The following is a 25,574-nucleotide window of genomic DNA, read 5'->3' as shown; positions in this document are numbered from 1 at the left end:
CCTGTACTTATTTTGAATTCTGGCTTCTGATTTCTGATTTAATGGCAATTTTTAAAAGCTCATGAAACAAGAGATAATCAAAGTCAATCAGAGCTTAGGTGAAAGCCCAAAGTTTGGCCCATTTACAGGCAGACAGTTCGTAATTTTCGCTGGGGTATTCTGCGTAGTTTTTGGACTGCTTTGCTTAATTCTCGGATTAGATATATTTTGGGGTTTAGGCTTGGCATTTTGGGCTAGTTTATCAGTAGCTTTTTTATCAGGAGATAAACCTTACCTGTACTGGTCAAAGGTTTATCCAATTCTTCCCAGATGGACAAGAGGATATGCTAATTACACATCACCACAGCATAAAAAAAAAGTCGGTACTAGAAAAGTCAAGCTAACTCGTTCATCTAAACCTAAAACCCTCAATCCATTTGAAGATTGGTTAGATTTGACTACTATAGTCAGACTAAAAAAAGATTCTTATGTCGTTGGAGCTTATCTACTAAGTAAAAAGAATCTGACAGAAAGTAGTAACACTCTGCAATTAATATTTGGTTTTGCTTGTACTGGAATTCATCCTTTATTCCATTCAGAACAAGAAATAGAAGCGGTGGCTCAAGCCTTTGAAAACGGCTGTAAAGAAATTCCCCAAGGCGAAAAAATCACTTGTCGCTGGAGTTCATTCTGCGATGATAGTGATAGTACAGATTATTTAATGCAACGTTTGAATAATCCAACGTCTCTAGAAAGTGAGTTTTTAGACTGGGGGAGGTTAGCAAGAACTCAAAAACTGACAAAGGAGAAAGCTCGTAAAGATATCAAATTAAATATTTATTGGTCATTTACAGTCACCTCAGAATCGCTAGATACTTCAGACCCAGTAGATAAGTTTTTGGCAAAACTAACTAACTTCCTCCAAAGAAGATTCACAGATTCAGGAATTAGTCAAATCACCAAAAAGCGATTTACACAGATTTTAACAAAAGCCTTAGAAGCCTCATTGAGATACCAACAAATTCTTTCAGAAATGGGCTTGAATCCTCAACCTAAAACCGATAGAGACCTATGGAGAGAGCTTTGTAAAAATATTGGAGCAAAAGAAGTAATCATTCCGCATACTCTAATATTTGATGAAGAGGGATTAAGAGAAGAAATTGATGAAAAGGCTGCATTGGATAAACCACTGGAAATCATCAGTCAACCGCATCTCACCTCAATTATTCTCAATAATGGTGTACCTTTCGCCGATAAACGATGGATTTGCTTACCCAACGGTGATGAGAAAAAGTATGTCGGAGTAATGGTACTAACCCGGAAACCAGAAATCTTTGCCTCTACTAAACATCAAATTCGTTTCTTGTGGGATTTATTCTCACGCAACAACATTTTTGATGTAGAAATCATCACAGAATTCTCGCCGGCTGACCGAGGGATAAACCGTGCAGCCCAGCAGATGATTACCAAACGTTCTAGGGCATTAGATTTGAATGTTCAGCAGAAAAAATCAATAGATGTCTCTGCCCAAATCAATGTGGAACGCTCAGTGGAAGCACAAAGGCAACTATATACAGGAGATGTACCACTAAATTTAAGCTTGGTAGTGCTGGTTTACCGAGATACAGCAGAGCAAGTAGACGATGCCTGTAGGTTGATAGCTGGCTATATTAACCAACCCACAGAACTAACCCGTGAATATGAATATGCTTGGTTAATCTGGCTGCAAACATTGCTCATCAGGCAAGAACCGATTTTGATGCGCCCATATAATCGTCGGCAAACTTTCTTTGCAAGTGAAGTTTTGGGATTAACTAATATAGTGCAGAATAGTCCCGCAGATCATCAAGGGTTTGAGTTAATCGCAGATGAGAGTGATTCACCCGTCAAAATTGACTTATCAAAAACCAAGAATATTTTAGTTCTGGGTACAACCGGCTCAGGTAAATCAGTTTTGGTAGCTTCCATCATCGCCGAGTGCCAAGCTCAGGACATGAGCATTTTAATGATAGACCTGCCCAATGATGACGGCACAGGGACATTTGGGGACTACACACCCTATCACAACGGTTTTTACTTTGATATTTCCAAAGAGTCTAACAATTTGGTGCAGCCGTTAGACTTATCAAAAATTCCAGAAGAACAACGGGAGGAACGAGCTAAAGCCCACAGAAACGATGTCAACTTGATTGTTCTTCAGTTAGTCTTGGGTTCGCAATCATTTGATGGTTTCTTGTCCCAAACAATCGAATCCCTTATCCCACTAGGGACAAAAGCCTTTTACGATGACCCCGACATTCAACAACGCTTTGCTCTTGCCAAGAAAGGAGGATTAGGTTCTGCGGCTTGGGAGAATACCCCAACCCTTGCAGATATGGAGCATTTTTTCTCAACAGACCACATAAACTTGGGTTATGAAGATGAAAACGTAGATAGGGCATTGAACTATATCCGCCTACGCTTTCAATATTGGAGAAACAGCAGTATTGGCAATGCCATCTGTCGTCCCTCCACCTTTGATACTGATGCCAAGCTGATTACCTTTGCCCTCACCAACCTGCAATCAAGTAAAGACGCTGAAGTTTTCGGGATGTCTGCTTATATTGCCGCTTCTAGACAATCCCTATCAGCACCCAATAGCGTTTTCTTCATGGATGAATCCAGTGTATTGTTGCGGTTTGCTGCTTTATCGCGGTTAGTGGGTCGTAAATGCGCGACTGCTCGAAAATCTGGCTGTCGGGTCATACTTGCGGGTCAAGATATTCTGTCGATCGCTAACTCAGAAGCTGGTGAACAAATTTTACAAAATATGCCCTGTCGGTTAATAGGGCGGATAGTACCAGGGGCTGCAAAAAGTTTTTCAGAGCATTTAGGCATACCAAAGCAAATTATTGATAAAAATGAAAGTTTTCGTCCCAATGTAAAACAGCTATATACGCTGTGGCTATTGGATTACAACAACAAATATATACGCTGTCGTTACTATCCTTCCTACCCAATGTTGGCGTTAGTTGCTAATAGCAGAGAAGAGCAAGCAGCACGCGATAGGTTTAAAGCAATGTACTCAGATAAGTTTCAATGGGTGTCTGAATTTGCTAAATACTATGTTGGTTGCATTAAGCAGGGAAAGCCTTTATGAAAAAGTTAGAAATTGCTACGGTATTTGCACAATATAAAGTCTTGTTGGCTATTTTAGGAGTTTTATCATCATGGGCATCATTTGAAGTGTGGAAGTGGCATCAGCAACAGCATGAGAAGTATATTGCCCAGAAACAGCAAGCTTGTCAACAACGTTTAAATTCTGCTAACCGATATGTACAAAGTGACCGATTTCTCAAAGCGGCATATTATGCAAGTAAAACTCAAGATAAACTTCAAATTAAATTAAATAAACCTGGGATAAATACTGATTTTAAACCAGAGCAACAATACATACTGATGTATGATAAGCCAGTATCTTTAATCCCTGTTAATCCTAGATATGAAGGTAATTTATTTGAAAGATTATCTAGGCAACCAGATAAATATCCACCAGAACCACTAATAGTAACTGGTAAGAAACTTTTAGGAAATAAAGCAGAAGTAATATCTGCTTGCGCTCCCAAATCTTTTACAGTCTCCTTGGAGAATTTATATGAAATCACTCAGCCGATTGACATTAGCCCATATCTACCGCCATTTAGCAGTTTTTAGTAGTTTAATAGTTGTATTCATTTTTTGTTCAGTTTTACCGGCCACAGCCAAATCTTCATTTCTAGAACAATTTCAGCAAGTCATGACAAGCTTGCAGTCATACATTAAGCTGTATAGCCAAGAATTTAGCCAGCTATCGAAAGACGCTAACAAAGATGAAGATAAAGACCTAGATATAGCCATCACTTCTACAAATGGAGTTATGGGTATACCTGACCCATTAAAAGCAGGTAAAAATATCAAGGTGATTATTCAACAGCAAGATACTGATTTAGTAGAAACTGATTCTCAAGCCCAAGGTGAAAATGCTCAGAGACAATGGCATCAAGCTTATACTTATGGACTATCTGGATCTGTTTTAGGCAGAGAAGGGCAAAAAACTCAAGCGCAAGAAGCAGAAATCTCTAATTATGCTGTAGAAAATTCATCTAATACTGCTGATGAAGTACAAAATGATGTCATCACTCAAGACATCTTGAAAAAGATGGCAGTGCAGAATCTACAAACAACAGTTATTACTAAATCAATTCACAGTGAAGCACAAAAACAAACTAGAGCTTTATCAGCAGCCAATATCAATTTGAGTGACATTTCCAGTAGGTTGGATGAACAAGCAAGAAAAGAGCAAGCTAATAATAATTCCAGTGCAAGACAAATTATAGGTGCGGCTGCTTTTGCTGATGCTTTTTGGGAGCAAAGCAATGCTAAATAATTTAACTAACTTCTGGTATTTACTAGCAGTTACTGGAGATACAAACGCGGAAGATATAGTTGACGGTGCGATTAATGGCTCTCGCATGGTTGTATCTTCATTTAACCAAGACTGGCAAGATTTAGCTAACGGTAACAGTGAAGTTTTTAAAGCAGTAGTTGCTGTTTCTGCTTTATGTGGAGTGGTTTTTGTTTCTTTCTGGTCTATCAGTTGGTATTCTAGGTTAATTCAGGAAGGATTTAGTCATGAAATTTTGAATGAGATGGTCTATCCATTATTAGTCTGTTTAATGTTGACTGTTAATAATGGGCAGTTACTTGCTACCACATCTTTGATGTTTCGTAATGTAGCGGTAAATTTGAATGACAAAGTATTAAGTATTACGCGAAATGGCATTACTTTGAGAGATGCTATTCGTACTGCCAATATGGATCAGGCTTTTGCTATTTCAGTTCAAACACAACTACAAGAATGTGAAAAAGAGCCTGAGAATGGCGTAGATGACCAAGGACAAAAAATTAATCCCAGAGAAATATGTAGAGATGAAAAAATAAATCAAGCTAAAAATAACGCTCAAAAGTATAAAGAAAAGCACGGTTTATCTTCCTATTCAAATAGCTGGAATCCATTAGATATAGCTGGGCAAACTATTAATTCAATGGTGCAAGCCCTGTCATGGATTATATTCAGTGGCTTACAAGCAGCCTTTCAATATGTTGTGCAAGTAGCATTCTTACTAAATGCCTATATCGCCCCTATTTTTTTAGTGCTTTCACTTTTTCCTTTTGGAGCTAAACCCATCTATGCTTGGGTTGCAGGATGGTTAGCACTGACTTTGGTACTCATGTCATACTCAATTGTTTGTGGAATGGCTGCTAGTGCAATAGTGAATGCTAGTAACAATAATCCCTTGTTCTTACAGCTAGTACAAGCAATTTTGTCTCCAATACTGGCGTTAGCAATGGGGTCTGGTGGAGGGATGGCAGCTTTCTCATGTTTCTCTAGCAGTGGGAGGTTAATCTCAGGGAGGGTATTCAGATGAGATTACTTGATAAGAAAGAGATAAACTTTACTCCCTTAGTATCAATAGGGCAAGCTGTTATCTTACTCTTCTTGTTACTGATAAATCTAACTAATTCCAGTAAATTAAGTAAAATATCTAACCAGAAACCTACCTTAGTAGAACTTCAAGACGGTACTTCCATTAGAGCAATTGCTGTAGGAGAAAAAGACCGTACTGACCAAGCGATTATGGACTTTGCAGGGCGGACAATGATGAATTTGATGAGTTGGAATGCCGTTCCCAAGTCGTCTGATAGTAACTTAGATCCAACCAAACTAAAACTTGACCCCGGTGTACAAGTATCTGATAAAAAACTCACTACAAATACTTGGAGTGCAGGATTTGCATTATCAGAAGATTTTCGCGCTAGTTTTCTGCGAGAAATCGCAGCTTTAACACCGCCTGACGTGTTTAATGGTGATACTCAATCAGCTTTACTTGTACGCCATCTTTCGCCTCCTCAGAAAATAGAAGAAGGTAAATGGCGATTAGAAATGGTTGCCAACTTAGTAGTTTTTAAAGGTCAAGACCAATTAGGTAAGGCTATTTCTTTTAATAAAACTGTATTTGTGAGAGCAGTAGATACACCACCTTTACCGAATAATCCTTCTGTACCACAGATAGAGGCTTATAGAGCTAGAAAAGCGGGAATGGAAATTTACCGCATCCAAGATTTAGATTTAGGAAAGTAGCTTTATGTCAAATCAAAGTCAAGTTGTAAATACGAATTCTGAAGCTACTACTGGTGATACTTCCCATAGAAGCCAAGAATTTGCTCGGATGAATGGGGTAGAAATTTCCAATGTTTCAGAAACATCATCACCTGTGGATGAACAAAAAACTGAACCAGAAGAAATTGTCACTACTCGCCCTGTAGCTAATCACCCATTACTAAAAGGGTTAACAGTCTCTGGTGGGGTGCTGTTAATAGTTGTCATGTTTGGAACGATGATTAGCTCAATTACAGGGGCTTTGAATTCTCCCGGTGATAAGCCAGCCCAGCAAAATGCAAAAAGTATTCAGACAGATATTAAATCAGATGATGAAAATGAGGAAGGAGAGCTTAAAACAGCGATCGCTCTCACCTCTCAAAAAGGGGAGTTACAAGCTGTTACTAAAAAAAACGCTGAAACTGCACCACCAACGCCAACAATTACCCCTACAGCTACAGTCACTCCTACACCTACCGTCAAAACTCAGCCTACACCAACGCGACCATTAACTATTCATCAAGCACCACCGCTACCTACTGTTACTAGACCTAGTAGAAGCAATCGCGTGGCTGCTCAACCAGTAGTTAGACAATCTGCGCCTGCTCCTGTATCAAAACCCATAAAATCTCAAGTTGTTTCCAATCCATTACCCAGTCGTACTACTCCCAAAGACCCTATGCAGGAGTGGTTAGCAGCTGCTAATGTCGGTAATTACTCCTCTACTGACACTGGCAATGCAGATTTAAACCAGGAAGAGGCAGAATTGGGTAATGTTCAAGTGAATGGGGGTATAGGGGTAAAACCAGATAGCCTACCTCGGAGTGATCGCAATTCTTCACCACAGTCACCACCGACTAACTACGATGGCAAGCGGGTTTTAGTCGGAACTCGTGCGGCGGGTATGATAGAAACTCCTGTAGCCTGGGTGGGTAGTGGTGTAAGTAATCAGCAGCAACAAAATAGCCTGATTCGTTTAACTCAACCTCTGAAAGCATTTGATGGGTCTGAAGTTTTACCCAAAAATGCTTATGTTGTGGCTATGATCAATCCCACTAACTCAGAAATAGTGCAAATGACGGCTGTTTCTGTATTAGTGAACATCAACGGTAAAACAGAGGAAAAGCCACTGCCTCAGAATTCGATTTTGATATTGGGTAAAAATGGCAATTTACTTAAAGCTGAATCTCGTCAAGGTGGCAGTAATTTAGGCAATTCGCTCATGGCATCTATGCTGTCTGGTTTATCTAAGGTGGCTGAGATTCAAAATAGAGCTAATTCAGAGACAACAATTAGCTCTTTGGGTACAACAACCACTACAACAAGTAACAGTGATAAGAATTTACTGGCTGGTTTTACTGAAGGCAGTATTAATCAAATTCTCAGTAGGATGAAAAATTCCAATGAGCAGCAATTACAACAAGTACAACAGCAACAGCAAGTTTTCGTAATTGAAACAGGTAAACCAGTGCAAATCTTTGTCAATCAATCAATTTCGATATGAAATTAGGCAATGAGTAATGAGTTAAAAGGATAAATTCTGAATTTATAACTATTACACAATTTCTTGCAGATAAATCTGTTGTGATATGAAACGTTTAGGGTTTTTACTGCTAACTACGTTAGTTATCAACGCTAATACAGGCACAGCTTTAGCGCTACCAGCCGCGAGAAATGTTTATTCACAAGATGCTCAAGGTAGTAATTCTCATGGAATTGACTTAAAGATTTGGGCTGGTTATGGTTTAACTATCAATTTCATTCCCACAGGTGAAACTATCAAGCAAGTGTGGTTAGGAGACCCTTCCCGCTTTGCTTTAACTTCCAATGGCAACTTATGTCAGCGTGGTGCATCAGATGAAAATTGTGGTAGTGGAGGAGCTACAATTCTATTTCTCAGACAAATTAAACCAATTAGTTTTCCGGTTTTAACTTCCAGTCAAGATGGTAGTACCGTGATTACCGTGATTACTGCTAGTGCTGACAGTCAAAAACAATATCAATTTCAGTTGATTCCGGCTAGAGGTAAACCAGAATATACCAGTTTAATTATTAAGCCAGATTCGGATAAACCACAGCCGTTATTAATAGCTGAGAAACCGTTAGTTAATCAAAATAGGTTAAACAATACCAATAATATCACCAGTAATACCGCACCTCCGAATCTTGAGAAAAAACCACGTTTAACAGTCAATACTTCACAAACCAGCACTGTTTCACAAAGAAATGATGCTAATGCCGTAGCTTACGGTTTAGCGGTAGCGGTGGGTAATGGCGCAATTAAACCTAAGTCTATAGTATGGCGACAAACGCAAGATACCATCCGTTTATTGAGGAGAGGTAAAAGTAGGACAGAGGCTATTAGATTATCAGGTATTCCCCAAGAAATGTTCAATAAACTGATGCAATGGGGGCAAACTCAGTGATTAACAATAGAGCTTTATTATCAATAGTTTCTGCCTCAATGGTTGCGACATCACTTTTAGAATTACCCAGTGTCGCCAATGCAGAAATTCCAACAGTTACTTATAATTCCGGTAAATATCAATTAAAGTCTCCAGACTGGGCAAAAATCAATTGGAGCAGCTTAGATCCATTACAACAGCCCGGATATCTTGATATTTCCCCAGATATAGTCGCAAAAATTGGCTATAATCCCTCCCGTTCTTGGACAGCCGGACAGAGTATTGATTCTGTAATTATGTTGGGGGACGTAGATGATGCTTTTCAAATGTCTGCCTTCAGCCTGAAAACTATCTCTGTCATCGTACCTCTGGGCCCCAAGCTTACACTCAAAGACTTGGGATTAATGCAGTGGCAAACTCCCAACACCCTAGTCAAAGCTATTCCCAGCTTGGGCAACCTTGATATTAATCAAGTTCCACCTATTTATGATTTATTCGCGCAATCTCGTTACAGTAGCATAACTTCTAATTCAATAGCCGCAGCTACTCCAAAGTCAAACAGACCTGACAAAAATTCGCTTAAAATTGGACTGAACGGTAAGATTTCAACTATTTTAAAATCTAATCCACAAGCTGCTAATACCCCTTTGGGTAAAAAACTGGATCTAGATCGATATCCTATCAACTCAATTCCTAGACTTAATCAGACGCAACTATCAAGATTTCCAGGCTGGCAGCAAAGCTACATTAATCAAGTGCCGGGGCTAAATCAAGTACCTTTTGACAAGATGCCACAGCCGATTAATTCGGGTTTGGATGTGGTGGGTATAGCTTCTGTGGTTTTAGGTAATTCGGAACGTGGTGATTCTAGGGCAAGAGAGAATTACTTTGTTTCTGGTAGGGTAAATCGTTCCAACAAAAATGTTGTTGTCGCCTGTAATGTGGGTAAAGAGTGTCCATTCCTAGAACTAGGTGATGTCGCAGGGCAAGCTGGCAACCTTTACGGTAAGCGATGGGCTTCTGGTTCTGCTCAGAAAGTAGACGGTGGTTTTGGGATCTTACAACGTGTTAACGGTGGTAAAGAACCAACAGGTAGGCTTGTCTACGGTTCTGGTTTCAAAGTTGTGCTAACTGGTGTAAATGAGTCCACTGGTACAGCCAACTTTGGGCTATTTTTTCGTTTTTGCATTAGCTTTCTCTGGGGTGGTAAATCTTGCACTCCCTACTTTATTGGCCCTGTACCTTGGATTCCCACTCAAGAGAATGATTTAGTCATTCTAGGGAGGGGGTGAAAATGGCTGAAATATCCAAAACTACCCAACAAGTAAAGAGAGCAGGGGGAGGTGTGCAGCAGGGGGAGAAAGATTCATTGAGAAATAGTTCTTTTTCCTCCCCAGCGACCCCTGCCCCCTCAGCTTATAACCTTGTTCCTGAGAATTTTAAGGATGCCTTTTTTTCCCCAATGGGTTTGGGATTACTTGTAAGTGTGGGCGCATTAATGTTAGCGAAAGCAATGGAGGGGCGAGGGGCAACAAACAAACTAGCACGGGCGCGATGGGCAGGAGGTAGGGAGAAAACAGCAGCTCGTAAGCTGGCCTGCAAACAACTTATTGAACGCAAACATAACAGGGTAGCTTTATACATTGGTACACCTAAAGGTACTACTTTTCAGGTTGTTGACAACAAACGCATTATCAATATTCCAGAAGATAAAAGCAGGCTCTATCTGCCAGATGTACAACGTGGAATTTTAGTTTGTGGCGGGGCTGGTTCTGGTAAAACCTTCTCCATGATTAACCCTATGGTACGTTCCGCTATCGATCAGGGACTACCAATTATCCTTTACGATTTTAAATATAGTCACCAAGAATCGGCTACAGCTGACGCTAAAGGGCAAGCACCCAAACTAGCAGGATACGCCGCTATGCGTGGGTATGAGGTTTCTATCCTCTCCCCTGGTTTTCCTGAATCCTGCGTAGCTAATCCCCTAGATTTTTTGCGGAGTGAAAGTGATGCAGAGATGGCGCGTCAGTTAGCGATCGTCCTCAATCGTAATTTTAAGTTGACAAGTGGTGATGCTTTAGATAGTGGATTTTTTGCTAATGCAGGGGATCAGCTGGCACAAGCAATCTTTATGCTGGCGCGGGGTACTTGTTTTCCTGACATTATGATGTGCCATGCCATTCTCAGTTTGCCTAAATTAATTGACCGCATTCAACAAGCTTCTTTAAATCCTTGGGTAAAAGTTGCCTTTGACCAATTCCTATCTGTAGCTGGTTCTCCAGAAACCGCCGCTAGTATTGTCGGTACAACAAGCGGATTATTTACTCGCTTTATGACCCCATCCACCCTTTCTGGCTTCTGTGGTCAAACAAATATCCCTTTGGATTTGAAGGGGAGGAAGATGGTGGTTTTCGGTATGGACAAGGAGAAACGAGATGTAATTGCTCCTTTGTTAGTTTCTATTTTGCACCTTTTATGTTCTCGTAATTTGGCTGGCAAACGCACAGAACCATTAGTTTTGGCACTGGATGAATTACCAACTTTGTATCTACCAGCCTTAGTTGATTGGCTCAACCAAAATCGTGAAGATGGCTTAATTTGTTTACTGGGATTGCAAAACCTATCACAGCTTGAGAAGGCTTATTCCAAAGAAACTACCAATGCTATATTTGGCGGTTGCGCTACAAAAGCTTTCTTTAATCCCCAAGATGATGTGGCGGCGGAACGTTTTAGTAACTTCTTAGGTGATGAGCAAATCAAGCACAGAGAGCGTTCACGCAGTTCAGGCGGTAAAGGTGGTGCAAGTACCTCAATTTCTGAGCAAAATATTACCCGCAATTTATTTGAGGTTAACCAATTTAATACCTTACCGGAAGGCAGAGCCGTAATTGTTAGTCCTGGGTTTCGCTCTGGTAGAGATGTAAGTATTCCGCTATTAGAGCAAATTCGTATTCCACAATCTGATATTAACTTGGAGGCGAAAAGTATTGAAAAGTGGTATGAACTCCAGCAACAGTTTATCTCACAATCTACTTTGCGTGAACCATCTGGGGAAGAGTTAGAAATCCGGCATTTAGAGGCAGAGATGTTATTGCCTTTAGTTGATAAAAAAGCAGAGGCAAATAACAGATTGAAAAATCTTTAGGAGGTAATTTATGACCGAAGAAAGGCAGAGGGTAGTTCGTGTAAGTATTCCCGTAGTGTAGGCAGAAGAGAAAAATTTATTTTCCCTCCGATGAAAGGGTTCCAAAGCCCTAAAATTATTTATTTTTGAATTATTGAATTTGGAGCAAAGCAACATGACTAATTTATCTGAATACGAGTTGCAATTGTTAAGCAAACTGCCGCTTGATATTGCCTCGTTAGTTAACACTTATCGGACTGATATCTTCAATGCAGCAGAGTTTTGGGATGAACCACCGTTCCCTGAAAATCATGTCCCAGAATTCATTGAAATTTACTATGGCGATGCAGAAACTCCTCATATTTTCATAGTAAATGGAGAGCTAAAAGATTATAACGTGACCAACTTACCTGATAACACAAAGTCAATTTCAGTTCTAATTGATGACCAATGGGCTTATATCCAAATTGAAGGAGATGTAATTCTTAATCGTTTAGGAGGTGTAGTTTTACCAGATGTCTTAGTCAGTCCATCGACTCTCATTAATTCCTTAGTAGGAGTCACAAATCATGGATGAAATAAAATCGGAGGCGAAAGTTGTGCAACATGATTATTTAGAAATCCTCAACGACATTCTGCATAAGCTGTTAGAGAAGGGCAAGTTTCAAGAGTTAGACACTACTAAAGACTTATCAATTTACGTTGGCAACCAACCCAAGTATAAAGGTCATCCTGATGGCGAAGTCTCCGTAAATTTGATGACTCCAGAACTGGTAGATAAAATCAAGACGGCTATCAATGACCCGCAAAACTTGAAAGGTTCTGTCCGCATCATGATTGGTAAGGATAAGGTCTATCATGTTAAGGATGGAGAGGTTTTAAGTGATAAACTGGGTTTAAGTAGCCAGATTAGCCAGAATCAATCCCAGTCTCAACAACCAGCCAAACCAGTACAACAATCTTCCACCATTGAGGATTTACAAAAGCAGGTAGAGGCTTTACAGCAAAAGCTTCAAGACCAGCAAAGTTTGATTGATCATTTTGCCAATCAAAAGCAATCAAACGTTGAAGTTACCAAACAGTTATCGACTGATTTGATTAGTCTGAAACAAGCTTTTGATGCTCAACAAAAAACTATTGAGCAATTGCAGAAGGGACTGGAAGCTATAAATAATCAAAATAACCCTGCGGTCAAGAATGCAACCTTGCATGATTGGATAAACTCGATTGAGACTAAGGCTAAGAACACTGCCAAAAATCTCTATGAACAGGTAAAAACTGCCCTCACTCCCAAAGTTGATAAAGTCAAAGCCCAATTAGAGACTCAAATTACCACCTTAAAAGAGCAGATGAATCAACAGATGGAGTCTCTTAAAACTGAGATGAAGTCACAAGTTGCAGCTGTTAAAAATGAATTTGAATCACAGTTGGGTGTAGTTAACGATGGTATTGGTGAAGTCAAGCAGTTAGTCAGTGATGAGATTCAGCATGGCATGGAGCGTCATCAAGCTGCTATGGGTGCTATTCATAATAAGATTTCAGAGGAAGTTAATACAGTCCATAAACAGATAACTCAAGCTGTTGGTGATATTCACTCAGCAACTAATCATACTGTGAAGCAGAATATCGAAAAAGTTACTAACAGCGTGATGGATATTAAAGGCAAGGCTCTTGCCAAGGGTGTAGATTCCATGCTGCGTCTTTTTGGTGATCAGCATTCTGATGGTTCACGCAGTTATGAGAGTAAGAATTACAACTTTTACCAAAATGGGGATAGTATTACTGTTACAGCTAAAGATGGTCGGGCTGTGATGGTTGACGGTGATTTGACTGCTAATGCTACAGAGAATGATGTTGAATCTTTAGAAGAAGTGGGAGAGGTAGTTTCTGATTATTTAAAGCACACTAACACCCAATCACAGTCAACAAAATTGAGAAGGTAATAGGTTTTATCTGACTTGTGCAGGTATAAAACTCAGATAATGAACTACCTCTGGCTGTGCAAAAGTTTGAGCCAGGGGTAGTTCATAGTAAATTTGGGTCAATTCCTTGTTGTATCAGTAAACGGTTAACCATTTTGATGAAAGCAATGCTTTTCGATATAGTTTAACCGCCTGTGTTTGATTAGTTTCACGATCATTTGTCCCCATTGATTTAAGGGTAACTCAGGTTGCACATAATTCACCTTCTCAAACCTCGACGCGGTTGTGGTGATGGCTGCTGAGAAATAGATAACTTAGCTTGACTTTGCTGTTGTTTAAGTTCTATCTCATCCAAAATACTCGTTAGTCGTGACTGTAATTGAGGAGAGTTTAGTATTTCAGCCATAGTCTTCATTTCAATAGTCTGCTGTTGGTTCTTCCAGGAGTGATGATTTTCTACCTGGGCTTCGTATTCCTGAAGTTTGGACTGAAGCTGCTGCTGATACGTGACTAATTCTTTGATAGTTCCAATAGTTTGTAATTGCTGCTTTAGTGTAAAGTTATACTTATTACTCAACTTATGAAGCGGAAAATGCTCCATTGCTCTGATAGTTTTCTCTTGGATAGCGTGTTCTAACCACAAACTATCAATTTGTGGCCTAAGCTGAGTAATTTCGTTTTCAATAGCCTGTTTATCAACAGGTGCTGGTACTTGAGCAACTGGCTGGGCAAAATATTCCTTGACCGCTTGTTCTAAGTACAATAGTTCTCGGTCAGTCAGTGCATTGATCGCCTTCTTAAATGCCAATTGAGAGATTTGACCAGAAAAACGTTGTTGAAGCCGTTGTTTGCGCTCAATATCACTCAACTTTTTAGGTGGTGCTGGCGGTGAGTGTCGTTGTTTATTATTGTTATCCCGCCATGCTTTGAGGGTTGATGCTTCGTAAAACGCCTTTTCGTATGCTAGTGGCCCCTGAGCCACAATCAGATCATCAACGCCTTTATCTGGCCCAGGCAATGTCACCACACTGACAGATGCTCCGCTTTCCTCCAGTAATCTACCAGTGCGTGAGATAGCAATTTCTATATTTCGCTGAGTGTCCAAGCGTGTCTCGTAATCAAAGCAGAAAGTTATCTGCCGTTCTGGAGTGGCGAAAACAGCTAATTCATCCATCAGCCGAGCTTTGGTCTGCTCCCCAAACTCATCTTTACTGCGATAACCAGCATAGATTCCCGGTAGCCCGATCGCTGCATGACCCTGGCTTAACAAACTGGCTGCTTTCTTTGCTCCCTCAGTAATCGTGACTGGCAGGTTATGTTTCCAAATGCAATACCAAAATCCACTTTGGCGATCGCAATCGGTTGGTTTTACCCCAGCTTTTTCATAGATCCGCCCAGCAATATCATCAGGTACATCGAGCAAGAAAATACTGAGTTCAGTTTGTGGTGGATGTTCATATTTGATGAATTTGCCGGGTTTATCAGCTTTTTCTCTGGGGTTATTGGGTTTGTAGCATCCCCATATCTTTCTATCAGGTTTATCCCCTGATTGGAGATTGGCGAAGCACTTGGGATTAACACCAGCATCACACCACCAGCCGCCTGATTCAATATGAGCATATTTACTCATGATCCCTGAAGATAGCCTACCTGTGTTAGTGCGTGGCAGTTTATCACTGTACATCAGGTATTCCCAAGCTTCATGCTCCCAATCAAGAGTTTGATGCAGGCTAGTGAAATTAAGGCTGGCAATTTCGGGGTGGATGCCACTACCTTGTATTAATTCTTGCCAATGTTTAGAATCAAGTTTTTCTGGGGCTTCACCAATATTACCAGGAGTCCAAAATGCTACCTCGCTTTGTGCTGTTTTTGGAACTGGTTTTCTAATAAATGGTTTAGGAGTAGGAACAACAGTTTTCAGTGCTTCCGGCGGTAGAGTTTTAAAAACGAGAGGCAGAGGGGAAGAACTGGTTACAGGTGCAGGGGTATAGGGGTGCAGAGGGGAGAGCTTACTGTTAGATTGCTCCTCCGCTCCCCCGCTCCTCTGCTCCTCCGCCTCCTTAGTGGGTGTTTTAGCTACAATCGGAGCAGTTACAACCATTTCTTTCTCTAGTTTTGATTGGTGCTGCTTCTCTAACTCTTTCTGCCGCAGTAGCACCAGTGCATTTTCTTTAGCCCTACTCGACTGTGCCAGGGCTAGTAAATTGTCTTTATCTTCCGTGTACAGTTTCAATTCATACCTAGCACGGCTAACTGCAACATAAAAGCTTTCTTGTCCAATGGTGTTGTCAGCAGCAATCAATACTTGGTCAGCCGTCTTACCCTGACTACTATATGTAGTGCTGACGATCGCATAATCTAGGTGTTGTGCTTGTTGCAGGTTAATAAATTCAGTTTGACCACTTTCTAAATACTGGATTTGCGCGTTGTAACCTGCAATGGCTTTAACTACAAACTCTTGACCATTGCGCCGTCCTAATTGTCGGTCGTTTTTCGTCCAGCGTAGGCGATCGCCCTCGGCAAGTTCAATCTGTTGACGTTGGTAAACCGCTTTTTTAAATCCCGTGTCTACTTGAAAATGCTTACCATCACTAGCTTTGAGTGTTAGTTGGTCACTGTCCTTATCCACCACTTCATAAAGCTTGCCTTTGGACAGCCCCCGGCGCTTGTAATTGCGGGTGGGCATGACCATATCACCCAGTTCAAAGTTATGGGTGTAGCGCATTTGTACTGAAGTTAAGTCTTTGGCTTGCAGTTGGGTGATAGTGGTCGCAGTTCCTAAACTACCCTCAGCCTTTAAATGCCCCCGAATGGCTTGAGTGATTGCCAAACGCTCAAAATTTGTTCCAGCCAGTACCAGGGTTCGCGCTCGTTGTTCTGGGGTGGCTGTTACATAGTCGCAGGCGATCGCCTCAATTTTAGATTCTGCTCTTACACTCTGGATACAACCGTTTTCATCGAGGCGTGAAAACCCCTCCTCAATACGACCAGAAGCAATCAAGTCTACTGCCAGCTTCAGTTTTGGCGCACGTTGCCTCAAAGATTCGTTGAGATGACTGGTTTTAATTCCTGCCTGTTGTAGAGACTTGAAGGGATTGCCAGCCTCTACAGCTGACAACTGTTTTGTGTCTCCCACTAACAGCACCCTAGCTTGTTCTTGGGTTGCGCTTTCTAAAAGAGCAAGAGCATCTTTAGCACTGAGTAACCCTGCTTCGTCCACAATCCAAATTTGATTAGGTTCAATCTCTTGGGGTGGTTCAGAGACCAATAATCTAGCAACAGTCTCAGCTTGAATATCCAACTCTTGGCCCAGGACTTTAGCAGCCATTGAACTAGGAGCAAAGCCTTTGATGGTGTAGCCAGAGGCGGCAGCGATCGCTTTTAATTCCTTGAGGGCGAAAGTTTTACCAGCACCAGCTACCCCCTGCCATGCCATAAATTGGTCTGTTGTGGTTGCTGCTGTCAGTACCGCTCGACGTTGATCTGGGTTTAAAGCTGTTTTCTCCAGGTGGCTTTCAACTACTTCTGGGTGAGCAAGTGGGCTAACTTTACCCGTCCCAGACTGCATCAATTTAATGGTTGCCAGTTCTCGGTTAACTGCTGCCAGGGTGGTAAAGTCGCGGTTTTCTTGAGACAGGCTGAGTAATTCCGGGTTAGCTTTAACTAGCGGTTCAATTTGACTAACTTCCGTCGCAAGCCCTTGGTTTAAGATGAATTTTTCTAAATCTTCCTGGGTGAAAGCGACATTTCTTTCCGAACAGTGAGCGATCGCATCTTCTAAATTTTCATAGCTCACTAACCGGGGTTTTAGTTCCGGCTGTGCCTCAAGAGGCTGTACAAACTTGATCCCCAATGCTGCCGCTTCTTCTCTCCACTTGGCTTTTAACTCAATAGGGTTAATTTTCTGCTTTAGGTTGCGGGTAGCAGTCCAAGCCGCTTCACGCTCTGTCCAGGTTGCATTTTCCCCTGCTGAATTTAATATCTGTTGCCTTCGTTTAGAAAACTCCTTTAAATCCTCTTCTCGAAATCCTTTGATTTCAAACTGCCCATGATTCCTAGCTTCCACCTCATACCCTAATTTTTGTACCTCCACTGCTAGGTAGTTTTGGTACACCATACCCAGAAATTTCTTGTTTTTAAAAATCTCATCATTTAAAAGACTGTACCATTTACCATTGTCTAGCTGTGTCATATTCATGACCAGGGCATGAGTATGTAGATGCGGGTCTAGTTCCCTGGTTTCAATATGGTCAAACTCCGCGACTACTAAGTTGTTAGTCCGGATCAGTTGCTGCCCATTTTGGGTTGTGGCTCTGGTGTAACTATAACGTTCTTCAATCAGTTCTAAAGTCTTTTGTACGGCTAACTGATGAGCAGTAATCAGCCTTTCATCCCCATTTACTAACGCTTGCAAGCTGACACTTTTCGGTGCAGAAAATGTAAAGTCAGTAGCCGCTCGACGTTGCGATGAGTCTAACTTTCTAGCACACAGGTTTTGGCTGCCGTCAGGAGATCGCCCATTGACGATGTTAGAAAAAGTTTCTTGGCAATCTACTGCTCCTGCTAGTCCCAATTTTTTCGCACCTTTCCCAGACCAGCGTGAAGTACCCTCCTGGTAATATCCTTCCATGAAGTAATGTACTGCTTGCTGTGGTTCTGAGTTTTTGCCTGTTAACACTGAACACTCCTTTCATAGAATGTCAGGTTTAGTGCTTGAAACAGTTCGGGGACTTGATCGGGAGTGCTAATTATAAATTCAAGCCCTATATCCACATAATTGTTAAGTTCGCTTATTAGTTTTTCAAAGTGCTTACCATCAATACACCACACGTTGAATGCAGCATAACAGTTCAACTTAATCTCATAAAAAAATCTGTCATTGGCTGGTAGGGTTCTGAATATTTTCACCGCCTCTGCATGGTATTTACAAAAGTTAAACCCCACCCAATTGACTTTTTTAAAATAAGCTACCCGAATCACTACAGGAGAAGATTTTTTTCTTGGAGATGGGCAGCTACTCCAATAATGGCTATTACTCCAGAAACACATCGACATCATTTGATGCGCTTTTGCTTTTAAAAGCGTGGAAGTTACTTTCTGTAGTATCGAGTAATGCAATTTTTAATATTACTTAATACAGGTTTTCTTCGCCTACTCCAATTCTAAATCTACTTCAAATTTCGGGCAAAACTTTTTTGCGTACTGTGCGAGAATTTTTCGGAGGGAGTCCAGAGGGAGAAATCCCTTTGGTAAACTGGGTTTTCAAAGCCAAAATCCTTATATTTACCTTACCACTACCTTATAAATACCTTGGTAATGCCATTGATTTACCTTATTTTTTCCTGAATAGCGGAAAATTTCCAATTTTCCTGTTTTTTACGGAAATCGGATGGAATTATTCCTTGTATTTGCCATTGAAATGCCATTGATTTACCATTGAAATTCCTTATATTTACCTTTTTGTAAAATTCCTTAATTTTGCCTTTTTTTTGGCAGTTTGTTGTTTAATAATTAAAGGGTTTCAGCCAAGCAAATAGCGATGGCAGATTTAACAATTGCATTTGATCCAGGTTCATCCCTGAGCAAGATTTTCTATACTCTCAAATCCTTCCACCCGGAACTACTACTGATGGAACCGGAAGTTGCCCAAGTTCCTAAAGCCAGTCTTGTAGCTTACGAGTCAAGCTGTGTTGGTAGTCCGGCTGCTGAAAATTCTGCTTGGGTTGAGTACAAAGGACAATATCGGGCTGTTGGTTTCCTTGCCCAAGACCGATTCTATGCAGATTTAAAACTTTCTGAACCAAAGTTTGAACTTGCTCTTTACAAGACTTTGGCTCTTGTAGGCGCTCTTGCACAAAAAAACTCTCTTTCTAATGGCGCAAGTATCCGTTTAGGGGTGCTGTTGCCTTACGGTGAGTACGAAGACCGCAAATTATTTGAACAATTAGTAACTGAAGCTCTGGCTGGTTTTCGGTTTCGCGGTGTGGAACGCTCGTTTGAGTTGGAAAGTTTCCTCTGTCGTCCAGAAGGTTTTGGTTTGATTTCACGGGGACGCGCTCCCGGTTCCAGTCTCAAAGAACGCAAAATCGCCGTGGTGATGATTGGTTATCGCAATATCTCTTTGCTGATTATGGACAGAGGTATGATTTCTCAAGGCGTTACCGAAGATTTAGGATTCAACAAGTTAGTTGGCTGTGTGCAACGTTTGGTATCTGGACAGAAGGCTCTGAAGTTGGCTCAGGCTATTTCTAAGGCTGGTTCTAAAATCAGCACTAAGGCTTTAGCTCACTTAGTCCGGGTTCAAGACCCTGGTTTACGAGATACAGAACTTTCTCAAATTAGGTCAGCAGTAGCAACTGCACGAGAGGAATACTGGATTAGTCTTTTTAGTTGGTTGCGTAGTCGCATCCCCTCTGATGTGGACGAGATGATATTTGCTGGTGGTACAGCCCACTATTTATCTCGTGAGTTAAATAGTCTGTTGCCGCACACTGAGAAAATCTGGTGTAACGAACTGGAAGCACAAATTAACCGTAACTTTTTAGCTGATGTGTCCCGTAATGGATTGGAATTTCGGCTGACAGATAATTACGGACTCTTCTATTACCTGTGTGGAACTTCTGAAAGGATGACGACTCATGCCTGAACAAGTCGATTTTCGCTTTCAAATTAGTGTCAATTCTCCTTATATCACGCTGATTAAATATCTCAGTCCCAAGAATAAGTTTCTTGAGTTCCCGCGCCAAAATATGATTACCTGGGCGCTCGTGGCTTTTTGGTATCCTTTAGCCTGTAAGTGGTCTGGGGGATTCAGTGATGCTGACTTGAAGCTGAAAGCCAGAACTGCAATCTACCAATTGCAACAACAAATTATTTATTTAGCCCAAGCTTTTGGTTTGGAAAATGAGTTAGGGAATCAAGGGATGCTGGGCAATTCTTCTCATTCTGATACTGACCTTGATCCCAATGTCGATGTTTATACATCCAAATCTGTGCCCACTCACGTAAAAAGTGATGGTGAGCAAAATTTGACATCAGTAATGAGCCTTGAAAATGACGAGCTACTAGAAGAAGCATTCAAGTAGGAGTTAACAATCATGCCATACACTAAAGAAGCTCTGCAAAATCTTTATTCGCTCTCTGTGGAAGATGTGAATGCCACTCTCAGCGCCTGTGGGTTGTCTACCGATTGTAATGAATATGCAGATGAAGAGATTCAATCTGGTTTTGATACTATCCGTCAATACTTTACTTCTGAGCGTGTCTCTGACTACCAACAGGCTACGGGTTTACTTCAACAAGAATTAGAAGTCAAGGGGCAACCAGAAACTAGCCCAAAACCTAAAGTCAAAAAATCTAAACATGAGAAAAATGAACCTACTGCTGAACCTCTAGATATCTCTGCATTGTTATGTAGGGCTAAAGAACGAGTAGGCACTAAAATTTCGCTGGGTGAATCTCTCTCAATTTTGCAAGCTTGTGGACTCCAAGACCAGGATGAATATAACCAAGCTGAGTGCGATCGCTTCTTTGAGGCTTGCGATTTAATCAAAAATCAACGCAAATCCTTTGAGGAGGTTGCACAATATTTCGGGCTGAATAACTCGACACCAGATGTAGATACAGATGAACTTCTGCAACAGCTTGGAGATACTACGGCTTTATTGGGTGAGGAGGAGCGAGAGTTAATTAGAGAAATGGTGCGACAGAAGGCCAAGGGTGATATGGCTGGGTTGCCCAAGTTGTATTTGCAGTCTTTATTAGAGGAGATGAAATCACCTGCTTTTCAACAGGAATGGCAGCAACTACGAGAGGCGTTTAGAGCTAAGGTCATGGGAAAAAAGCCGATTTCCCCAGTATTCCAGCCGCAGCCGCCTTTAATGAGCTTGCCGCCGACATTGGAGAATGGGTCAAGATCAGAATAGATGAGGAAAAGCATACTATTGAGGTCAAAGCGCACAAAATTATTGAGGAAAAAGCCAAGCTTCGGGCAACCCAAATAGCTTTGAACAAACTCAATGAATCTCAGCAATGGATTGAGGCCCAACAGAAGCAAGTGAAACTACGTAGTCAGCGATCGCAGCAATTCAAAGTCAATTTGATTTACTTTGCACGCTGGATTACTTCAGGGTGGTCAGGTTGGCTATTCTATCTGACTTCGTTTAGCATCTTCGTTTTCTTGGGTTTTGGCTTTGGGGTAAATTATCCGTCTGTGATTGCTTGTTCAAGTATCAAAAGTTACTGCTATCTTTTAAGGTTGGATAAAACAACACTGGTTATTCCTCCTAAACCTCAACAACAAACACGCCAAAAAAACTGAACAATACACCTTAAGAATTGGTCATGTAGCCACATGGTTAATCAACTGACAAACCAGACAGATAAAGTTATTAACTGGTTTGAAAATATCATCAAGAAAAATAAGTGGTCTCCGCGAGTTTTGGCAGAAATTAAAGAAAGAGTTCAACTTGATATTGATACTCGCTTCATCACGAATGAAGAACTTGACTACTTAGCTGAAGGTATTTGGGATGATTGGACTAGCTTTTGCAACATCATGAAAAATTATCCGCTTCCAGAAATTGAGCTAAATGAGATTGATTGGGTCAAAGTTGGTCAGTTTCTAGTTGAAGTTTTGCAACTGCGACTCTGGCCAGATGAAGAGGATGAGGAGATTGATATTTTGGATTAGTTTCTTTCTGATTTATCAATAAATATATGAAAACCAGAGGGAGTTTTTACCCCTCTGGTCAATTTTTATGTATTAAAAACGACTGAAGATGTAGACTTTTTTATAGCCTTCTTCTACTGAATAATAAGAGTCAATAAACCAATCACGGGCTATTGCTTCAAAATTAAGGTAGAAGCTAGGAATACCCATGTCTTCTAAGTTTTTAATCAATCCCTGTTGTTCGAGTTGGTCATAAACAAAATCCTCTTCACTTTCGTACTCACCCCAGTAATGTTCTTGAAAACCTTCTACACTAGCCTCACTACTGTCATATTCATAATAAGCGGCGTAAGCTGCACCATGCTCTGATAATATTTGAGCAAGTTCGGCTAATTTTTCTATGCTTTCGTATTCATCAATGTGAATACCATACCAGTTTTGAAAATCATGGATTGCCCACTCTTCACAGGCTTCATAATTATGACAGGGCGACCATGATAACATCCATTCAATATCGTATTGAATTTCATCTGCATCTTGTGTACAGTCAATCCACATTCCGTGTAATTTGCCATTGTTGTATGCAGATAAACAAGCTACATAAACCTGTGGTGCATCATCATCTTGACATTCTCGCTCATGTTTAGGGAAGGGGAGCAAACAGCTTGCACCTTCAACTATTGGTAAGGCAACATCTGATAGACTAATTGCTAAATCTACTGCCCGTTGTTCCTTAATAGGACAGCTTAAAATATTACCTTCAAGGCGGCAGTTGTAAACTTGTTCAGCAACTAATTGTGCTTCTACTTCTGAGTGAAATATTAGAGTGTTAGAAAACAAATTCATGTGTTAGAATCCTTCTAGTATTAGAACTCAGAAAAAGCACCTTTAGATTGGTCGTCGGGGGTGCTTTTTCTGTTGTTGATGTAAGAGTTTTGGACTTGGCGCTACATCTTAAATTTCACGCTTCGGTTCGGTTCCGTTACCGGGAGTCTTTTTGGCGCTCCGTTCCTATTTCTTACTCTTTTATTATCCCACATATATGTGGGATAATAACGATAATAGCCTTTTTTAATGATAAAAATATCTAATATATTGCCACATATATGTGGGCTTTGCTATTGTAGTTGTAGAGAGAAAGGATAATCACTATGGCAAGAAACGATATTGCAACTCGCTTTAAATCAAAAGGAGTAGGTGTTAAATGTGATACAAAACCTATATCTGTGATGCTCCCAGAAGATTTAGATGCCTACGTGCGAAACAAGCCCAATCGTTCCGAGTGGTTGCGGCAGGTTATTGCTGAGGCTGTGGCTAAGGAACAAGCTGAAGCTTCCCAGGAAGATTGATTGTGAATTTTGCTCAAGCGATCACTAGTAAGGCGTTTGACATAAAATCTGACCTCTTATTACTTTTCAAACACCCTCTAAAGTCCAGTAAAACCATACCTCAACTACGATGAGGAAATTTCGCCTAAACTTTATGAAGTTTTGTCAAAGACTGCGTAATTCTTACAAGCGAGACTGAAACTTAATTAAGTGTTCAGTTGAAGGAGCTTTAAAAGCTGGTTTTTCAGATTCTTGCGTTACTTTTATGGGTTGATAGTAGCTTTAACGGTGATCTTTTTATGCAGTGGGTGATGGAATGAGTGCCGTTGGATTATACAAGTAGTCATCCGACCCAAAGAGTATAAGGGGTTTGTTTTGCTGCCCAAGCGCTGGGTCGTGGAGCGTACCTTTGGTTGGCTTGTTTGGTGTCGGCGATTGAACAAAGACTAGGAACTACTTGCTGAAACTGCTGAGACGTTTATTTACCTTGCCATGAACCGAATTGTGATCAGACGATTGGTATAAAATTTACCCTATTATAACTTTTCAAACATCCTCTGATGCTGTTGGCGAAGTCAAAAGTAGACAGGAGTTCCGTAGAGTGTCACCCTAAGATTGGCATTATATTTAGCCAGGAGAGTTAGGGATATGTCACTGAAACCGCAACCCATCAGTCCTGTGCCAGAGGAAACAGTTCGTGTCGCCCGCGCTGCTTTCCCAAAAGGCAACCTTTATCTCACCATGCGAGATGAGATTGGCACACTTTACAGCGACAGTGATTTTACCTAGCGTGGCAAAACTTACTAGAGAAGACGACTTTCTAGATTAGCCAAGTAAGCCTTGGGGTCTCTGCGAAATCGATACTGTTCAATTCTGGCTTTGTGGTGTTTTTGTAATTGCGAGCGTAATTCGAGCCAAGTATGAATATCAACTTGCGCTAAATCAGATGCGGTAAAAGAATGAAGCTTAGTAGCGATCGCACAGGCAAGTTTGACAGAGCCACGAATGACAAGGGATGAGGGGGCAACTTTACGACCAGTACAACGACGTTGATGATGACGTAGCATACCAAAAGCATGTTCTAAGTCATTATTAGTTCTGGGAAAATCTTCAATTTCGTAACAATGAAAAAGTCCAGACCAGTAGCTATGAGTGGTTTTTATAAAGTTATCGATTGCGGTATTGAGTGAACCAGCTTTCTGCTTTTGTTGGGACATTTCTGTTAACAGTTGCTGATAACTTTGTTTGACCCCAGCAGCATTAAGACCTATTTTATTATTGAGAATATCACTAGCTTTATCAACCCACTGATATGCAACCCTCACGGGTGAAAATAAAGATGCAGTCGCAGATAAACCCTTAGCTATCAGGTGTTTTAGGTTGACTAAGGGTGGGGTTAAAGCACTTTTTTTTCCATCCGTTCTAAGCTTTGCTCTATCAATGTCAAATTTTCTTGTAACTTTAATCCTGATGCCTCTAACGGTGGATGACCATCATTGGTTATAGAACTACGCACTGCCGAGCAATAATCTTCAATAATAGTTGCCATTTCCTGAGTTTCATTGGTAATACTACGTTCAATGTCTCGTAATCCTCTAACTTTTTTTTTCAATTCCTTTTTTGCATGTCGATCTGCCTCATATATGGGTTTAATTGCTTCTTTCAGATAATGGTAATGACATAAACCGTGAGCAATTCTAGGTAATGCTAACCTAACAGCTTTACGAATTGATTGTTGCCCATCACTAACAACTCCATCAATTGGTACATCCAAAGTATTAGTTACTTCTAATAATAACGCCACTAAATCTTCATTTCTTGATGATAATAAGGTTTTAGCAAGTATTATTTCTCCTGATAAGCAATCTCGAATTACCCATAATACTTCATGTCCAATTTCTGGCTGCATTCCATCGATCGCTAATATCACCCGTCCTTGATTAGCTACTATTGCTTTTAATCTT

General features: G+C 40.8%; 22 protein-coding genes and 1 pseudogene. 19 read left to right on the top strand and 4 right to left on the bottom strand.

What is annotated here, in order from left to right; all coding sequences use genetic code 11:
- Nucleotides 1-61: 61 nt before the first annotated feature.
- From NPUN_RS36525 to NPUN_RS36475, 11 genes are all read left to right on the top strand, one after another.
- Nucleotides 62-3,118, top strand: a complete 3,057-nt coding sequence (locus NPUN_RS36525; RefSeq protein ID WP_012412866.1) for a helicase HerA domain-containing protein — start codon at nucleotides 62-64, stop codon at nucleotides 3,116-3,118.
- A complete protein-coding gene (locus tag NPUN_RS36520) occupies nucleotides 3,115-3,672 on the top strand; it encodes a hypothetical protein (protein WP_012412865.1) in 558 nt (185 codons plus the stop codon). Before NPUN_RS36525 ends, NPUN_RS36520 begins: the two co-directional genes overlap by 4 nt.
- A complete protein-coding gene (locus NPUN_RS43970; protein WP_012412864.1) occupies nucleotides 3,614-4,384 on the top strand; it encodes a hypothetical protein in 771 nt (256 codons plus the stop codon). Before NPUN_RS36520 ends, NPUN_RS43970 begins: the two co-directional genes overlap by 59 nt.
- Entirely contained in the window at nucleotides 4,374-5,426 is a 1,053-nt protein-coding gene (locus tag NPUN_RS36510; RefSeq protein WP_012412863.1) for a type IV secretion system protein, read from the top strand. The genes NPUN_RS43970 and NPUN_RS36510 overlap by 11 nt, the downstream gene beginning before the upstream one ends.
- Nucleotides 5,423-6,139: a hypothetical protein gene (locus NPUN_RS36505; RefSeq protein WP_012412862.1), complete on the top strand. Its 717-nt coding sequence runs from the start codon at nucleotides 5,423-5,425 to the stop codon at nucleotides 6,137-6,139. The genes NPUN_RS36510 and NPUN_RS36505 overlap by 4 nt, the downstream gene beginning before the upstream one ends.
- A gap of 4 nt (nucleotides 6,140-6,143) precedes the next feature.
- The gene (locus NPUN_RS36500; RefSeq protein ID WP_012412861.1) at nucleotides 6,144-7,661 is read left to right on the top strand and encodes a TrbI/VirB10 family protein; all 1,518 of its coding nucleotides are present in this window, start codon (nucleotides 6,144-6,146) and stop codon (nucleotides 7,659-7,661) included.
- An 85-nt stretch (nucleotides 7,662-7,746) separates the two neighbouring features.
- Nucleotides 7,747-8,583 carry a hypothetical protein gene (locus NPUN_RS36495; RefSeq protein WP_012412860.1) on the top strand — a complete coding sequence of 279 codons (837 nt, stop codon included), beginning with the start codon at nucleotides 7,747-7,749 and terminating at the stop codon, nucleotides 8,581-8,583.
- Nucleotides 8,580-9,854 carry a hypothetical protein gene (locus NPUN_RS36490; protein WP_234711214.1) on the top strand — a complete coding sequence of 425 codons (1,275 nt, stop codon included), beginning with the start codon at nucleotides 8,580-8,582 and terminating at the stop codon, nucleotides 9,852-9,854. The genes NPUN_RS36495 and NPUN_RS36490 overlap by 4 nt, the downstream gene beginning before the upstream one ends.
- Before the next feature lie 2 nt (nucleotides 9,855-9,856).
- A complete protein-coding gene (locus NPUN_RS36485) occupies nucleotides 9,857-11,710 on the top strand; it encodes a type IV secretory system conjugative DNA transfer family protein (RefSeq protein ID WP_012412858.1) in 1,854 nt (617 codons plus the stop codon).
- A 154-nt stretch (nucleotides 11,711-11,864) separates the two neighbouring features.
- Entirely contained in the window at nucleotides 11,865-12,266 is a 402-nt protein-coding gene (locus NPUN_RS36480) for a hypothetical protein (protein WP_012412857.1), read from the top strand.
- On the top strand, nucleotides 12,259-13,632 hold the full coding sequence (locus NPUN_RS36475) for a GumC domain-containing protein (protein ID WP_012412856.1): 1,374 nt from the start codon (nucleotides 12,259-12,261) through the stop codon (nucleotides 13,630-13,632). The genes NPUN_RS36480 and NPUN_RS36475 overlap by 8 nt, the downstream gene beginning before the upstream one ends.
- Before the next feature lie 238 nt (nucleotides 13,633-13,870).
- On the opposite strand, the gene mobF is transcribed toward NPUN_RS36475, so the two are convergent.
- Nucleotides 13,871-18,289 carry a MobF family relaxase gene (mobF, locus tag NPUN_RS36470; protein ID WP_012412855.1) on the bottom strand — a complete coding sequence of 1,473 codons (4,419 nt, stop codon included), beginning with the start codon at nucleotides 18,287-18,289 and terminating at the stop codon, nucleotides 13,871-13,873.
- 861 nt (nucleotides 18,290-19,150) lie between these two features.
- On the opposite strand from mobF, the gene NPUN_RS36460 reads away from it, so the two are divergent.
- The 5 genes from NPUN_RS36460 to NPUN_RS36440 all read left to right on the top strand — a co-directional run bounded on the left by NPUN_RS36460 (nucleotide 19,151) and on the right by NPUN_RS36440 (nucleotide 22,303).
- Entirely contained in the window at nucleotides 19,151-20,257 is a 1,107-nt protein-coding gene (locus tag NPUN_RS36460; protein ID WP_012412853.1) for a ParM/StbA family protein, read from the top strand.
- Nucleotides 20,250-20,696: a hypothetical protein gene (locus NPUN_RS36455; RefSeq protein ID WP_012412852.1), complete on the top strand. Its 447-nt coding sequence runs from the start codon at nucleotides 20,250-20,252 to the stop codon at nucleotides 20,694-20,696. Before NPUN_RS36460 ends, NPUN_RS36455 begins: the two co-directional genes overlap by 8 nt.
- A gap of 12 nt (nucleotides 20,697-20,708) precedes the next feature.
- Entirely contained in the window at nucleotides 20,709-21,536 is an 828-nt protein-coding gene (locus NPUN_RS36450; RefSeq protein ID WP_012412851.1) for a hypothetical protein, read from the top strand.
- 80 nt (nucleotides 21,537-21,616) lie between these two features.
- The gene (locus tag NPUN_RS36445; RefSeq protein WP_012412850.1) at nucleotides 21,617-21,931 is read left to right on the top strand and encodes a hypothetical protein; all 315 of its coding nucleotides are present in this window, start codon (nucleotides 21,617-21,619) and stop codon (nucleotides 21,929-21,931) included.
- Nucleotides 21,932-21,964: 33 nt separating this feature from the next.
- On the top strand, nucleotides 21,965-22,303 hold the full coding sequence (locus NPUN_RS36440) for a hypothetical protein (protein ID WP_012412849.1): 339 nt from the start codon (nucleotides 21,965-21,967) through the stop codon (nucleotides 22,301-22,303).
- Between the two features lie 72 nt (nucleotides 22,304-22,375).
- On the opposite strand, the gene NPUN_RS36435 is transcribed toward NPUN_RS36440, so the two are convergent.
- Nucleotides 22,376-23,128 (bottom strand): antirestriction protein ArdA, encoded by a 753-nt coding sequence (locus NPUN_RS36435; protein WP_012412848.1) that lies wholly within the window; start codon nucleotides 23,126-23,128, stop codon nucleotides 22,376-22,378.
- Nucleotides 23,129-23,433: 305 nt separating this feature from the next.
- On the opposite strand from NPUN_RS36435, the gene NPUN_RS36430 reads away from it, so the two are divergent.
- The 3 genes and pseudogenes from NPUN_RS36430 to NPUN_RS42420 all read left to right on the top strand — a co-directional run bounded on the left by NPUN_RS36430 (nucleotide 23,434) and on the right by NPUN_RS42420 (nucleotide 24,399).
- Entirely contained in the window at nucleotides 23,434-23,631 is a 198-nt protein-coding gene (locus tag NPUN_RS36430; RefSeq protein WP_012412847.1) for a hypothetical protein, read from the top strand.
- Between the two features lie 242 nt (nucleotides 23,632-23,873).
- Nucleotides 23,874-24,135, top strand: a pseudogene (locus NPUN_RS43965) (transposase); the annotation flags it as partial.
- Nucleotides 24,136-24,258: 123 nt separating this feature from the next.
- A complete protein-coding gene (locus NPUN_RS42420; RefSeq protein WP_167315729.1) occupies nucleotides 24,259-24,399 on the top strand; it encodes a hypothetical protein in 141 nt (46 codons plus the stop codon).
- Nucleotides 24,400-24,413: 14 nt separating this feature from the next.
- On the opposite strand, the gene NPUN_RS36420 is transcribed toward NPUN_RS42420, so the two are convergent.
- Nucleotides 24,414-24,935, bottom strand: a complete 522-nt coding sequence (locus NPUN_RS36420) for a hypothetical protein (protein ID WP_148220519.1) — start codon at nucleotides 24,933-24,935, stop codon at nucleotides 24,414-24,416.
- A 71-nt stretch (nucleotides 24,936-25,006) separates the two neighbouring features.
- On the bottom strand, nucleotides 25,007-25,540 hold the full coding sequence (locus NPUN_RS40255) for an ISNCY family transposase (protein ID WP_041566762.1): 534 nt from the start codon (nucleotides 25,538-25,540) through the stop codon (nucleotides 25,007-25,009).
- Between the last annotated feature and the right edge of the window lie 34 nt (nucleotides 25,541-25,574).

It is taken from the genome of Nostoc punctiforme PCC 73102, assembly GCF_000020025.1.
Taxonomy (GTDB): Bacteria; Cyanobacteriota; Cyanobacteriia; order Cyanobacteriales; family Nostocaceae; genus Nostoc; species Nostoc punctiforme.
This window is presented reverse-complemented; position numbering and strand designations above follow the sequence as displayed.